The sequence below is a fragment of the Rhodococcus sp. 06-470-2 genome (assembly GCF_002258235.1).
GTDB lineage: Bacteria > Actinomycetota > Actinomycetes > Mycobacteriales > Mycobacteriaceae > Rhodococcoides.
This window is the reverse complement of record NZ_NOYB01000010.1, coordinates 500,937-514,409: the sequence shown is the minus strand read 5'-3', so window position 1 is coordinate 514,409 and position 13,473 is coordinate 500,937. Positions and strand designations below refer to the sequence as shown.

Genomic DNA, 13,473 nt, shown 5'->3' with positions numbered 1-13,473 from the left:
GCCGTCAGGACAATCGGACCAGCATCTTGCCGACGTTCCCGCCGCCGAGCATGGACAGGAACGCGTCGACCGCGTTGTCCAGCCCATCGTGGATGGTGGACTCGGCGATCAACTTCCCGGATGCCAGCCAGTCCGCGACCTGATCCTCGAACTCGGGCCGCAGATCCTCGTGATCGCGGACGATGAAGCCCTGCAACGTGATCCGTTTCAGAATGGCGTTCATCAGGTGATCCATGGGCGGACTGTCCGGACCCCCGTTGGATATCATGCCGCACAGCGCCACCCGACCACGCTGATTCATGGACCCCAGTGCAGCAACCAGGTGGTCGCCACCGACATTGTCGAAGTAGAGGTCGATGCCGTCCGGTGCGACTGTGCGCAGCGCGTCACCGATCGGCCGCTCGCGGTAGTCGATGCCTTCGTCGAAACCGAATCGTTCCGTGAGCAGCGCCGCCTTGTCCGGCCCACCGGCGCTACCGAGGACCCTCGACGCACCGAGCAGTTTCGCGAACTGGCCCGCAACACTACCGACCGCCCCGGCTGCTGCGGAGACGAACACGGTGTCACCGGTCCGAAATCCACCCGCGCGCACCAGTCCGACGTAGGCGGTGAAGCCCGTCTGGCCGAGCACTCCGAGCCAGTGGTGCAGGTCGATCCCCCGCGGCTCGATCACCGTGGCCGCAGCGATGTCGACCACCGCGTGCTCGCGCCAGCCCAGGCGATGCCGCACGTAGGAACCTGCGGGCACGTCGTCGGTACCGTCGACGACCACACCGAGTGCGGACCCGTCGAGCGGCGCGCCCACCTGAAAGTTGGTGGTGTAGTGCATCTCCGACGTCGCCAACCGTCCCCGCATCGATGGGTCGACACTCATGAACAGGTTGCGCACGACTACCTGGTCGGCGGTGCGTTCGGCGAGAGGGAGGTCACGGATCTCGAAATTCTGCGGCCCGGGGTCACCACCCGGACGCTCCGACAGGAAAACGGCCCGCGTGCTGGTGACGACCCCGGTCGTCACGGCAGTTCCAGGATCGTGACCGTGCCCTTGGATCCGTCGATCTCGACGAGCGTCCCGTTGGGTATGCGACGCGTCGCGGCCTGAACGCCGGCCGCACACGCGATACCGAGTTCACGGCTCACGATCATCGCGTGCGACCCCATGGCACCGACGTCGGTGATGGCACCGCCGGAGACCATGAACAACGGGGTCCACGACGGATCGGTTTGCGGTGCAACGAGAATATCGCCGACCTCGAACGTGTCCAGTTCTGCCATCGACGTGATCACGCGTGTACGCCCCTGCGTGATTCCAGGCGAGGCTCCGGAGCCCTGCAGGACATCGCCGACTTCCACGGGGGCGACGGCCGACTGACCCGTGCGGCCCAGTGTCGACAGGGCGGGAATCGGTTCACGAGTGTCGAGGAAGGTGGGCAGCTCCAGTCCGAACAGCTCCCGCCAGTCGCTGTGTCGTTGCGCCAGAGTGGTTCTCATCGATTCAGGGGCACTCGCCAGCGCGTCGAGTTCGTCGTCGACCGCCATGAAGACGTGGTCGGCCGAGTCGAGGTGACCGTCGGCGTGCAATCGGCGACCGAGTTCCACGAGCGGCACGCGGGCCTCGTGCAGGACCTTGATGCAGTTGGTCTTGGCGCGTTCACGCCATGCAGCGAATCTGCGGGCCGACGCCAACGCCGACGCGAGCGTCGCCTGCCCCGCCTCGTCGTCACCGACGATCTCCCGCGCTCGGGCCCATGCGTCGGCTCCGCCCGACGCCTGTTCGGACAGACGGACGTCCGGCGCGGCCGAGTCGTCCTGGAGCCGCAGCCGGTCGATGAGGCCGAGAACCAGCTCGGGCCGGGTCTCCCACGAAACGGACCCGAGATCCCACTCGTTGGGCCCTCGGTATCCGTAATCGAGAAGGAACCGGTCCAGGGTGGCGTCGAACTTCGGGTCGATTCCGACAATGCGATCACCGACACCGGCAACCCCGGAATCGAATGCCGCCATCAGTTTGTCGTCGGCCCGCACCAGGCGGCCGAGTTCCCACAACGCGTACGACGGCATGGCCGAGTCCACGTCACCGGCTGCACCGACCAGGGTGACGACGAGGTCTTGGTTTTCTGCGCCCAGCAGCTGGCCCAGAACGGCGGGACCCACCGCGGCACAGTTGGTGGCGATCACTTCCCCGCGCCACGCGACGCGCTCGAGCGGCATCACCGACCGGGCTCGCGCAACGAGCGCTGCCGGTGTCAGTGCGGACAGGTCGGGACGTTCGGCCCGCAAGCGGTCGGCGAGAGTTCGGTCCTCTTCCAGTTCCGGGAATGTCTCGGTCGACAGCGCCCACGCGTTACGGGCCTCCAGGCGGCTGCCTGCCTCGGCGTTCTCGTCGTCGGGATGGCCGACATACGCCGGGATGTTCGGGTCTCCGCCGTAGAAGAGCTGATCGACGAGTTCCACCGGTAGACCGCCACGGATGCCGACCAGGCGAGACATCGACAGGTTGATGTAGAGGTGCCCGTAGAAGATGCCGGACGAGGCCGCCACATCAGGTCTTTCCGCGAGCGAATAGCTACCGAGGCTGGCGTACCCGAAGTTCCACCCGGGCAGGATGTTCTGGATCCAACCCAGATCCGCACCGAGTGGCGTGATCGGGTCCGACAGCACATCGCTCGCGTTCAGACGCGTGTACACGGGCAGACGGGGGCTCGGGTCGGTGTCGACCAACCAACGCTGGTCGGACATTTCACTTCTCGTCTCTGACATCGGCGACTGCACCTCGTAGGTAGTTTTTTGAATCCGTCTGCAGAATCACTGTGACGTGAGCCACTCTACATGCCAGACTGTAGTCGATGACAAGTTACTTGTCTCTGGTCCTGAGCGAATCGGTATGGGAGAAAATCAATGAAGCTGCAAGACAAGGTTGTTGCCGTCACGGGCGGAACGCAGGGAATCGGTCGCGGTATCGCTGAAGCGGCGCTGGCCGAAGGGGCGAAGGTGTCTCTCAACGGACGCTCGAGAGACAAGGGCGAAAAAGCTCTCGCACAGTTCGGGGTCGGTGATCGCGCTGCCTTCTTCCCCGGAGACGTCACCGTGCAGTCCGATGTGGAGGACTTCATCGAGCAGACGGTCGCCACGTTCGGGCGGATCGACGTTCTCGTGAACAATGCCGGTGGGGCCAAGGACCTCCAACCCACGGCCGGCCTCAGCGACGAGGAGTGGACTCTGGTGATGAACTGGAATCTGAACTCGAACTTCTGGGCCACCCGCCGAGCCCTTCAACATATGCTGCCCAACAAGTCCGGCCGCATCATCAACATTTCGTCGGTGGAAGGCAAGCACGGCAAACCTGTGTTCACCGCCTACGTGGCCGCGAAGCACGCCATCAACGGCATGACGAAGTCCATCGCCCGTGAGGTCGGTACCGAAGGCATCACTGTCAACTCCATCTGCCCCGGTCTGGTGATCACCGACATCATCAAGGACAACGGCCCTGCCACGGCCAAGGCCATGGGAATGTCCTTCGAGGAGATGGTCGCGCTGTTCGCCGAGGAGTCGGCGCTCAAGCGTCCCAACACGATCGAGGAGGTTGCCGCGATGGCGATGCTCCTCGCCTCCGACGCCGGAGCCGGCATCACGGGCGCGATCCTCAGCGTCGACGGCGGCACTGCGAACTACTGACCGCAGTTTCCCCGACCGAACACTCCAAGGAGAGAACTTCGATGGACGTCACCGCTTCCGAATACTTCATCGACACCGGTACGGTGAGCAGGTCATGAGCCGGGCAGGCTTGTCGGCGAGTCGCGAGCTTGCCGACCGATACGGGTCCGTGGTCCGCAGTCTCACCGTCGACGAGTGGTCGGCTCCCAGCCGTTGCGCAGGCTGGTCGGTGAAAGATCTGGTGGCGCATACCGGTTCGAATTTCGCGGTCATGGTGGATCCGCCGCCTTCCGATCCGGCCGCGCCTACGCCCAGCACCGCCGAAGAATTGCAGAACCAGTTGGTCGACGCACGCCGGGAGTGGTCCAATTCGCAGGTTGCCGACGAGTTCCTGGACAACGTCGACGGCGCGATGGCGGTCCTCGAACCGATGCAGCAGACCGAGACGGCGTCGGCCCCGATGACACTGACCGATCTGGGAACCTATCGCACGCATCAGCTTTCGGATGCGTTCGCCTTCGACATGTGGTGCCACATGTATGTCGATCTGCTCGGATCCGACGGACCGGTCACCCGGGAGGTGCCCGACCCTGAAGACGATCTGGTGCGCATCGCCGTCGAGTGGATGTGGACCGGGTTGCCGCAGATGTGCACTCCGGTGAGTGGGGTACTCGACCGCCCGCTGGGGGTGCGACTCACCGGTCCCGGCGGTGGCGAGTGGACCCTGCGGCCGGGTTCGAAGCTGCTGACCGTCGAACCCGGGGCGGCGGCCGCCGACACCGTGATCACCTCGGCCGCTACCGATTTCGTCCTGTGGGGCACCACCCGCAGCCCGTGGCGCAAGCACGTGACGATCGTCGGCGACTCGGCCTACGCCGAAAGGGTTCTCGACACGGTGGACATCATCTGACCCAGCTCAGTGGTGGGCCGTCAGCTCTCCGGTGACGGCCCACGACAGACAGCGCTGGAGGACCGTTCGGAACTCCGGGACTGTCCAACTCCCTCGGTCGACCCGGCCCAGATCGTCGATTCCGAGGTCTTGGACGTCGACCCGACCCCGGCAATGTCCCAACGTGAAGTAACAGACCGTCCCGTCGCCGTGGTCCTTCAGGTACAGGACCGGCCTGGGCTCGTCCTCAGTGGTGTGCCCCTCGGCGAATCCCGTGGACTCACCGACGAAACGAGTGTGAGCGAGCACGCGAATCGGTGGATGAAGCTCACAGACGTAGAGCTCGTCGGTGACCTCGAACGGGCCGATCCCGGCGACGAACGGGTGCTCGGGTTCGGTGAACTCCACCGTGTACGGAGCGATCGGCGGGTGCCCCAGGAATTGGCTCCCCAGCACACCGGCCAGGTCACCCAGGGTCCGCGGTGTCACGTACTTGCTCGGCGATCCGTTCGGCGTCCGGTCGATCGCGGAGTTGGTGCCGTGCAATGCCAGCCAGCGACCACCGCGAGAAACGAATGCCTCCAACGCTTTCTGCTGCACGTCGGTCGGGACCCGATTACACGTGTAGGTGACCAGCAGATCGGCCGAAGCCAGAGCATCGAGACAGTCGTAGTCCTCGAACACCCTTGTCCGAACCAGCTCGTACTCACTCAGCGACGACAGCAGTTGCAGCCTCGCATAATCGAAGTCGTGCCACTGCCCACCGCAAACCACGACCGCGTCGAGCCGGCCTGCAGGTCCCGCCATCGTGTCCTCTTTCGGTGATCAGCCGTGCGCGTGCAGCGCTTTACCTGCCAGGGCCAAGTGCGCCTCGCCCAGTGCCTCTGCTTGAGTAGGGTGCGCGTGCACGTGTTGGGCGACGTCCCCCGCTGTCGCCTCCCAGTTGTAGATGAGCTGCGCTTCCCCGATGAGCTCTCCGACGCGCGCGCCGACGAGGTGGATGCCCACCACCGGTCCGTCCGGGCCGGCCTGGACCAGCTTCACCCCGCCTGCCGTGCGGAGTATGCGGCTCTTGCCGTTGCCACCGAGGTCGTAGACGACGGTCTCGACATCGCCGTACTGCGCTGCCGCTTCGCTTTCGGTCAAGCCGACCGACGCGACCTCGGGGTTGGAGTAGGTGACTCGCGGGATTCCCCTGTCCGCGACGGGCGTGCAATCCAGACCGGCCAGTTGCTCGGCCACCATGATCCCCTGCGCGAAGCCGCGGTGGGCCAGCTGTGGACCCGCCACGATGTCGCCGACGGCGAACACGCCCGGCACGGATGTCTGCAGCCACTCGTCGGTCACCACGAAGCCGCGATCGAGATCGACGCCCGCTTCGGCGAAGCCCATGTCCGCGGTGCGTGGACCGCGGCCGACGGCCACGAGCATGAGGTCGGCGTCGACGGTGGATCCGTCGGCGAGCTCGACGTGCACTCCTCCGCCTGTTCGAGCGGAGACGGCGGTGAACGACGTCTTCGTCTTCAGCACCATCCCGCGTTTGCGGAACGCTCGCTCGATCTGTTTCGACACCCACGGGTCTTCGGTAGGCAGCAACGTGGGTGCCGCCTCGACGATCGTCACATGTCCGCCGAGCGACGACCAGACGCTGGCGAACTCGCACCCGATCACTCCGCCGCCGAGGACGACGACGCTGTCCGGGACGGTGTCGAGTTCCAGTGCGAGGTCACTGGTAACGACCGAACCACCGATGTCCAGGCCCGGCAACGACTTCGACTGCGAGCCGGTCGCCAGGATCAGCGCCTCGCCGCGGTAGGTGGCGACACCACCGTCTGCGAGTTCGACCGCAACGGTGCGGTCACCGACGAGGCGACCTCGCCCGGCGACGAGCTCGATCGCACGGGAGGCAACGAGGCCCTGCAACCCGCGGTACAGGCCGGCGATCACGTCGTCCTTGTAACTGTTCACCGCACTCATGTCGACACCGTCGAGGGTCGCCTTGATTCCGAAAGTCGAAGCCTCGCGGACGGAATCGGCGACCTCGGCCGCATGCAGCAGTGCCTTGGTCGGAATGCATCCGTTGTGCAGGCAGGTACCACCGAGTTTGTCCGCCTCGATCAAGATCACCGACATGCCCAGCTGGGCAGCCCGCAAAGCGCAGGCGTACCCGCCGGACCCGCCGCCGAGGATCACCAGGTCGGCTGTGCCGGTCACATCAGACGACATGTCGGGACTCAGAAGTCGAAGCGGTTGGTGAAGCCGCCGTCGACCACCATGTTGATTCCGGTGACGTGTCCTGCGGCGGGTGACGACAGAAAGGTCACGGCGTTCGCAACGTCCTGTGCTGCACCCAGTTTGCCCAGCGACGCCGATCCGAGCGCAGCCTCGTAGAGAGCAGGACGACTCGTCTGGATGGTCTCCCAGGCGCCACCCTCGAAAAAGATGGGGCCCGGCGACACGGCGTTCACGCGAATACCCTTCGGACCGAGTGCCCGCGCCTGCGCCGAGGAGTGCTGCAGTACGGCAGCTTTCAGCGCACCGTAGCTGTTGGCGGTGCTGATCGGACCGGCCTCGAGCGCCGATGTGGTACTGATGGTGACCACCGACGCCGAGGTACTCGCTTCGAGATGGGGCGCGGCCGATTCGATGAAGTTGACCAGGCTCATGAGGTCGACGTTGAAACTGTCGATCCACGCCTGCGGGCCTTTGCCGGTGGCGGCGGAGGCGTTGACCACGACGATGTCGATACCACCGAGCGCCTCGGCGGCGTCGTCGACGAACGACTTCACGGCGTCGGCGTCACCGACGTCGACTGCTTTGTGGAAAACCGTTCCCAGCTCGGACAATTCGGCGGACACCTCGTTCAGGTGTTCTTCGCCGCGTGCGCACACACCGACCGATGCGCCTTCGGCGAGCAACGTGCGGGCTATCGCTAGGCCGATGCCGCGACTGGCACCGCTGACGATGGCGCGCTTGCCTTTGAGGTCGAGATCCATGTGATGACTCCTTGATCGGTGTTCAACTGCAGGACTTAGAGATTCATGGCTCCGACGGAAGTCTGGAAGTCGAGTACATGAGAGAAATCGTTGACCGATTGGACCGCTCGGCGCGTGTCGGCACCTCGGACCACGCTGATCGAGGTGTGGTGGACTCGAACAGGCATGTCCAGACCGCTGCCCAGAGCGTCGGCGAGCACTGCGTTGATGACGCCGCCGTGGCAGGTCACCACCACCCGCTCACCGCGATGGGAGTCGACGATCGTGGAAATCTGCCCGAGCACACGGCCGCGGAACGCCGCCCCGTCCTCGGCGTAAGGGAACGCGTCGTACCGACGCGTCCTGATGTGCTCGCGAAAGATCTTGGCGATCTCGTCGCGTGGCAGGGCGTCGAAGGGACTGAGGTCGGCAGGAGACTTCTGCCAGGGCTCGTACTCGGTGAGGTCGTCCCGCACCACGGGGACGAGTCCGTGTCGATCGGCAATCTCGGTTCCGGTACGTAGCGCTCTCCGAAGCGGAGAGCTGTAGACGGCATCGACGCGAGCCGTGGCCAGCCTCTGCGCCACAGCCTGTACTTGGCGTTCTCCGAGGTCGGACAGCGGCGGATCTACCGTCTCACCGGCACTGAGTTCTTTGCTCAGCACCTGCTCGCCGTGCCGGACCAGGACCAGTTCGCACAATCCCGTCAGTGGCGCGAACGGGTTGTCGAGATCGATGGATCGGGCACGCGACTGACTGAGCATGGTGCAAGTCAACCATAAACTGTCGTCGGTCTAAAGATACTTGCGCAAAGTTCCGGGTCAACGGCCCGCGGCCGAGCACTTAGTAGTGTTCGGCTCCAGCAGTCCTCACAAACTGGCGATGTCGGCGGCCAGTTCGCGAACCTCGTCGGAAAATCTCCGACGTCCGAGGTTGGCAAGAACCGTGTCCTCGGTCAGCCAGGACGACACCGAGACCTCGAGCAGACTCGACAGTGCAGTCGCGGCGGCAGCCTGTTTCGCTCGCGTCGTGACTCCGCTGCGGCTGCGCAACTCGGCGGTGAAGATGTTGAGCATCGTCAAACGCACTTCCCTGCGAAGCGACTCGATCGACAGGCTCCATCCCGGCGATCGCACGAAGTACACGAGCGACGCGGCCCGATGCCGATCCGTCCACTCCAGCAATCCAACGATGATGTCGCCCAGAGAGGCGTCCGGGTCGCTCTCGACCTGGGTGCGAAGCTCATCGAGCAAACCGTCCGCATAGAGCCGCAGCCCGCCGAGCAGAACCTCGTCTTTGGACGGGTAGTGGTAGTAGACGGCGGCGGAGGTCATCTGAGCTTCCGCGGCGATATCTGCAACCGTGACGTCCTCGATGGACCGGACCGAGTACAGATGCATCGCGGCGTCGACGACGACCTCACGCCGCGACGGACGATGCGCCGCTCGCTTTGCGCCCTTGCTCGTCGGAGCCGTCGCAGTCCGCTTCGGTGCCACTCCCTTGCCTGCCATGCAGTAGATCATGGCACCCACCGCTCGATCAGGGTGTCGCGACGTGCACCAGCGAGTAAATTGAGCCCGGTGCCACGACGACGAAACAGCGACCCCGAAAACGGTCACGCAGACGAGACGCCGAACGGCTGGGATTCAACGCCCGCCGCCGACGACGATCCGGTAGGCACCGTCTCGTCGAGTTCTGCCAACGCAGACGATGAGAACACCGTCGACACGCCGGCCGAGCCCGGTGCACCGAAGGGTTCTGCCCATCGGCCGTCGCGCCGGCACCTCATCGTCAAAGCAGCCGTCCGCGTCTTCTCCCGAAAAGGCTTCGCAGAAACGTCGATACAGGAGATCGCCGAGGCCGCAGGCATGGTGCCGACCGCGGTCTACTACCACTTCGCGAGCAAGGAAGAGCTGTTCGAGAGCGCCCTCGGGTATGCGATGGACGCCAGTTCCGCCGCCGCGCAGCATGCCCGGCCGGACGACGCCGAGGCCGACGCAGACACGTTCAAGAGCGTCATCGACGCCGTGTGGGACTGGACGGCCGAGCACCCGAACGCGGCGCGAATGCTGTTTCTGCAAATGGCCGGCGGCGCGACGCCCGGAACTCGCCTCCTGACGAAGGAGTACGAAGACCGGCACATCCGACGTGCATTCGATTACTTCCCGGTCGCGGAGACACCGGCCAACAAGCGGTCCGCGGCAGCGCAGCAGGCCGCGCGGTCGTTGCGGGTGCGGACGATGATCGCCACGACCATCGCCATCCAGCCGCTGCGCATCGAGGGTGGGCCGCTGGCCGGCATATCGGCACCTCGGCTGCGGGCGGCGACCACCGAGGTCTGTTCGAAGATGATCGAAGGACGCTGAACTACCGCCCTCGTCGAGTAACTTGACTGCATCACCAGTTGAAATTGATCGATGGGACACCCGTTCATGCGTATTGCGGCATTCACCGGTGGGCATTCGTTCGACCGAGATGCTTTCACCGAACTCCTGGACTCGTTGCCCGGCGACGTGTCTTGGCACGAACACCCGGACGCGGATCTCGGCCCGGACGACCTGGCCCGGTTCGACGTCTCGTTGCACTACGACATGCCCGGCACATTGCCCACACCGGCCGATCCACCGGAGGCCGTGCGCGCAGCTGTAGCCGCCGCTCCGACCAGCGGACACGGTTACGTGGTGCTGCATCACGCCATCGCCTCGTGGGCGAACTGGGACGAATGGGCCGAGTTCGTGGGTGGCCGATACCTCTACCGGCCAGGCATCGTCCGCGGTGTCGACTGCCCGGACTCCGGCTACCGACATGCAGTTCCGCAGACCATCACCGTCACCGATCGTGCGCACCCGATCACCCTCGGCATCCCCGATTCGTTCGACCTCGTCGACGAGACCTACCTGTGCCAAGTCTTCGAGGACGACGTCACTCCCCTGCTGCGCACCGACGCGGAGATGACCGACGGCGTGCACTGGTCGACGGCACTGGCCATGGCGGGCCGCCGCGACGAACGCGAGGGCTGGAGCCACCGACCGGGCTCGCAGCTGGTCGGGTGGACGAAAACCAACGGCCGCAGTCGGCTGGCGTATCTGCAGCCCGGCGACAAGTCGCCCACCCTCGCCGATCCCGTCTACCGCCGACTCGTGGCGGGAGCCCTACGGTGGGCAGCACGCACATGACCGGAGTTTTTGGAGTCAGCCTAAAGAAAAGTGTGCCCGCGATCACTGTTCGCTGTTACAGTTAATGCATTCGGCACCAAGTAAGGGCGTTGCCCCGTTCCAAGGAGATTGCGATGCGACAGATCAAGCATCCGATGAGCCACGCTATCTACGAATTCGATGACGACTTCAACGTTCTGGTCACGGACCGCCACGGCAAGACCGGAACGTTCGACCCCGAGGGCCGCTACCTCCACGGCGAGGTGAAAGCGGTCGACCCCGAGCTGGCCCGGTGGGTCGGACTCGGCCCCCGCGAACCCGTGCCGATCACACAGAACCGGCGATTCATGGGTGCGGCGAAACTACTCGAGAAGATGCAGTCCGACAAATTGGCGGAAGAGGCCCGCGCCATCACGCTCGAACAGGGAGGCAAACTGTGACCAACACCGAAGAACGCCCCGCCGAGGACGCCGGGTTCATCGAGAACGGCGTTGGCTACCAACGACTCCTGGACACCGACACCCATCCCGTACCGGAGATCCTGCGCATCGAGTCACACGAGATGTACGAGGACCAGAACTTCGTCCCGATCTCGCGTTACATCAGCCGCAAGTACCACGAACTCGAGCGAGATCGCGTGTGGTACAAGGTATGGCAGATGGCGTGCCGTGAGGAGGAGATCCCCGAGCCGGGCGACACACTGGTCTACGAGATCTGCGAGAAGTCGATTCTTCTCGTACGCGGCAAGGACATGGGAATCCGGGCCTTCTACAACTCCTGCCTGCACCGCGGACGCACCCTCCGCGAGGAGGACGGGCCGGCGGGCAACGAATTGCGTTGCCCCTTCCACGGTTTCGCGTGGAACTTCGACGGGTCACTGAAGTCGATGACGTGTGCGTGGGATTTCCCGCATGTGGACAAGGGCAAGATGGACCTCCCTCAGGTCAAGGTGGACACCTGGGGCGGCTTCGTCTTCATCAACATGGATCCCATGTCCGAGTCGCTGGACAGCTTTCTCGGTGACCTCGGAAAGCATTTCGAGGCTTGGCCGTTGGAGGACCGCTACATTCAGGCCCACGTCGCACAGGTGATCCAGGCGAACTGGAAGATCGCGCAGGAAGCGTTCTCCGAGGCGTTCCACGTCATCACCACGCATCCGCAACGCGTCGTCGGCACCGGGGACTCCAACAGCCAGTACGACACCTGGGGCAACTTCAACCGCGGCATCACCGCCAATGGCGTACCCAGCCCGCACATCAACTTCGTACCGTCCGAGCAGGAGATGTTCGACTCCATGGTCGACGCTCGCATCGACGAGGACCCGATGGTGACGCTGCCCGACGGTATGTCCGCCCGTGAGATGTCGGGCATGCTCGCTCGAGAAGGACTGCGCGACATCATCGGAGATGTCAAGGCCGACAACATGTCCGACGCCGAGTCGCTCGACAGCGTGTACTACACAGTTTTTCCGAATTTCCATCCATGGGGTGCGTACCAGCGCATCGTCTACCGGTTCCGTCCGAACGGCGACAACCATGAAACCTCGATCATGGACGTCTATCTGCTCGCGCCGTTCAAGGGCGAACGGCCGAAGCCGGCCAAGACCCAGTGGCTTCGCCCCGAGCAGTCCTGGTTGGAAGCAACGGTTCTCGGTAGCTCTGCGAGGGTGTTCGACCAGGACGCGTACAACATGCCGAAGGTGCACAAGGGCCTCAAGTCCGCGCAGTCGAAGACGTTGCCGTTGGCTCGCTATCAAGAAGTGAAAATCCGCCACATCCACCACTTGTTGGCCAAGTGGATCGGCGAAGAGGTGGATTGAACTGCGAACCCACATTGGCACCTGGCTATTGCACGGTGAGGCCGCATCGCGCATTCCGGGCAGAGGAGATGTCTGGGGTTCTGCCTCGATGGGATGGATTGGTGAACTGCGCGTTCCAGGCAAGGCTGTCCCGACGATGAACACAATCCTGGTCCGCGAAGTGCACACTCAGGTAACCGAGCAGGTGCGAGATCGGGTGATCCCGCTCGACCTGTGAACGCGCGATACCGAATTGCGTTGGCACCGAGTCCAGCTCGTCGGGACTGACTACTCCCCCAACCGAGTCTGCATCCGTACCAACGTCTTTCGCACGTTCTGAACATCGGCATTCTCGGCCAAAACCTTCGGGTTGCACTTCCGATACAACTGCTCCACCGCCGGCCACACCTCACCCTCTGCATCACAGAGCCCGGGACGCTTCATCAAATCCAAGACCGCCTGCTCCGCAGTCGTCACCAACACCGGACCCAACTCGGTATCGATGCGCTCCGCATCAAGACGCGCCGTGTCACGTACGGCGAACCGAACAATCGCCTGCTAGTCCGCCAACCGAATCGAATCGTCCCGCCTGGGGATTACAACCACAGCCGTCGCCAACGCCCGCGGAGTCACGCCATGCGACCGGGCCGCGCTGACACCCATCACGACGGCATCGTCGGTGCCGTTGGCCGCAACCGCGATACCGGCCGCCGCTACTTCCAAGCCCGGTCCCGACACGATCATCGGGCACCGCCACGTAGAAGCCCGTCGCCACTCGATGCAGCAGATCCAAGTCCATTAGTGGCGCGAGCTCGGCCCGCGGGTGCGCGCACCTCTGCCGCCGACGCGGCCCGCACCACCCGCAGCGGAAGCCGCGCAAACTCGGGAGGTAACCCGGTCTGACGGCGTCGCACATCGCTCGAAGTCACGTATACCGCCCATGAGTGTCGGAGACGTAGGCTCCGGGCCAAAACGTCCGGCGCTGATCACTCTGACCGCCGC

Annotated in this window: 15 protein-coding genes; 6 read left to right on the top strand and 9 right to left on the bottom strand. The window is 64.4% G+C overall.

What is annotated here, in order from left to right:
• Window positions 1–4 precede the first annotated feature (4 nt).
• Together CH276_RS05825 and CH276_RS05820 are read right to left on the bottom strand one after the other, a co-directional pair.
• Window positions 5–1,018, bottom strand: coding sequence for an NADP-dependent oxidoreductase (locus CH276_RS05825; protein ID WP_094630323.1), 1,014 nt, complete (start codon window positions 1,016–1,018; stop codon window positions 5–7).
• The gene (locus CH276_RS05820) at window positions 1,015–2,739 is read right to left on the bottom strand and encodes a PEP-utilizing enzyme (protein ID WP_094630322.1); all 1,725 of its coding nucleotides are present in this window, start codon (window positions 2,737–2,739) and stop codon (window positions 1,015–1,017) included. The genes CH276_RS05825 and CH276_RS05820 overlap by 4 nt, the downstream gene beginning before the upstream one ends.
• Before the next feature lie 159 nt (window positions 2,740–2,898).
• Between CH276_RS05820 and CH276_RS05815 the strand changes: the two genes are divergently transcribed.
• Both CH276_RS05815 and CH276_RS05810 read left to right on the top strand, forming a co-directional pair.
• On the top strand, window positions 2,899–3,675 hold the full coding sequence (locus CH276_RS05815; RefSeq protein ID WP_094630321.1) for an SDR family NAD(P)-dependent oxidoreductase: 777 nt from the start codon (window positions 2,899–2,901) through the stop codon (window positions 3,673–3,675).
• Window positions 3,676–3,769: 94 nt separating this feature from the next.
• Complete coding sequence (locus CH276_RS05810) at window positions 3,770–4,564, top strand: maleylpyruvate isomerase family mycothiol-dependent enzyme (protein ID WP_094630320.1); 795 nt, start codon at window positions 3,770–3,772, stop codon at window positions 4,562–4,564.
• Window positions 4,565–4,570: 6 nt separating this feature from the next.
• On the opposite strand, the gene CH276_RS05805 is transcribed toward CH276_RS05810, so the two are convergent.
• From CH276_RS05805 to CH276_RS05785, 5 genes are all read right to left on the bottom strand, one after another.
• Window positions 4,571–5,350, bottom strand: coding sequence for a ThuA domain-containing protein (locus CH276_RS05805; RefSeq protein WP_094630319.1), 780 nt, complete (start codon window positions 5,348–5,350; stop codon window positions 4,571–4,573).
• Window positions 5,351–5,368: 18 nt separating this feature from the next.
• On the bottom strand, window positions 5,369–6,769 hold the full coding sequence (gene lpdA, locus CH276_RS05800; RefSeq protein WP_176459119.1) for a dihydrolipoyl dehydrogenase: 1,401 nt from the start codon (window positions 6,767–6,769) through the stop codon (window positions 5,369–5,371).
• 8 nt (window positions 6,770–6,777) lie between these two features.
• On the bottom strand, window positions 6,778–7,539 hold the full coding sequence (locus CH276_RS05795) for an SDR family NAD(P)-dependent oxidoreductase (protein WP_094630318.1): 762 nt from the start codon (window positions 7,537–7,539) through the stop codon (window positions 6,778–6,780).
• Between the two features lie 35 nt (window positions 7,540–7,574).
• Complete coding sequence (locus CH276_RS05790) at window positions 7,575–8,282, bottom strand: histidine phosphatase family protein (protein ID WP_094630317.1); 708 nt, start codon at window positions 8,280–8,282, stop codon at window positions 7,575–7,577.
• Window positions 8,283–8,387: 105 nt separating this feature from the next.
• Window positions 8,388–9,029: a TetR/AcrR family transcriptional regulator gene (locus CH276_RS05785; protein ID WP_254924164.1), complete on the bottom strand. Its 642-nt coding sequence runs from the start codon at window positions 9,027–9,029 to the stop codon at window positions 8,388–8,390.
• A gap of 69 nt (window positions 9,030–9,098) precedes the next feature.
• Here CH276_RS05785 and CH276_RS05780 point away from each other — a divergent pair, with 69 nt between their 5' ends.
• The 4 genes from CH276_RS05780 (at window position 9,099) to CH276_RS05765 (ending at window position 12,492) form a co-directional block, all read left to right on the top strand.
• Complete coding sequence (locus CH276_RS05780; RefSeq protein WP_094630631.1) at window positions 9,099–9,884, top strand: TetR/AcrR family transcriptional regulator; 786 nt, start codon at window positions 9,099–9,101, stop codon at window positions 9,882–9,884.
• A gap of 66 nt (window positions 9,885–9,950) precedes the next feature.
• Window positions 9,951–10,694, top strand: coding sequence for a ThuA domain-containing protein (locus CH276_RS05775; protein ID WP_094630316.1), 744 nt, complete (start codon window positions 9,951–9,953; stop codon window positions 10,692–10,694).
• Window positions 10,695–10,807: 113 nt separating this feature from the next.
• Window positions 10,808–11,113 carry a hypothetical protein gene (locus CH276_RS05770; protein ID WP_094630315.1) on the top strand — a complete coding sequence of 102 codons (306 nt, stop codon included), beginning with the start codon at window positions 10,808–10,810 and terminating at the stop codon, window positions 11,111–11,113.
• A complete protein-coding gene (locus CH276_RS05765; RefSeq protein ID WP_094630314.1) occupies window positions 11,110–12,492 on the top strand; it encodes an aromatic ring-hydroxylating oxygenase subunit alpha in 1,383 nt (460 codons plus the stop codon). Before CH276_RS05770 ends, CH276_RS05765 begins: the two co-directional genes overlap by 4 nt.
• Before the next feature lie 267 nt (window positions 12,493–12,759).
• Here CH276_RS05765 and CH276_RS29270 read toward each other — a convergent pair whose 3' ends face one another.
• Window positions 12,760–12,963, bottom strand: coding sequence for a hypothetical protein (locus tag CH276_RS29270; RefSeq protein WP_369597425.1), 204 nt, complete (start codon window positions 12,961–12,963; stop codon window positions 12,760–12,762).
• Window positions 12,964–13,029: 66 nt separating this feature from the next.
• The gene (locus tag CH276_RS05755) at window positions 13,030–13,215 is read right to left on the bottom strand and encodes a hypothetical protein (protein ID WP_094630312.1); all 186 of its coding nucleotides are present in this window, start codon (window positions 13,213–13,215) and stop codon (window positions 13,030–13,032) included.
• Window positions 13,216–13,473 lie beyond the last annotated feature (258 nt).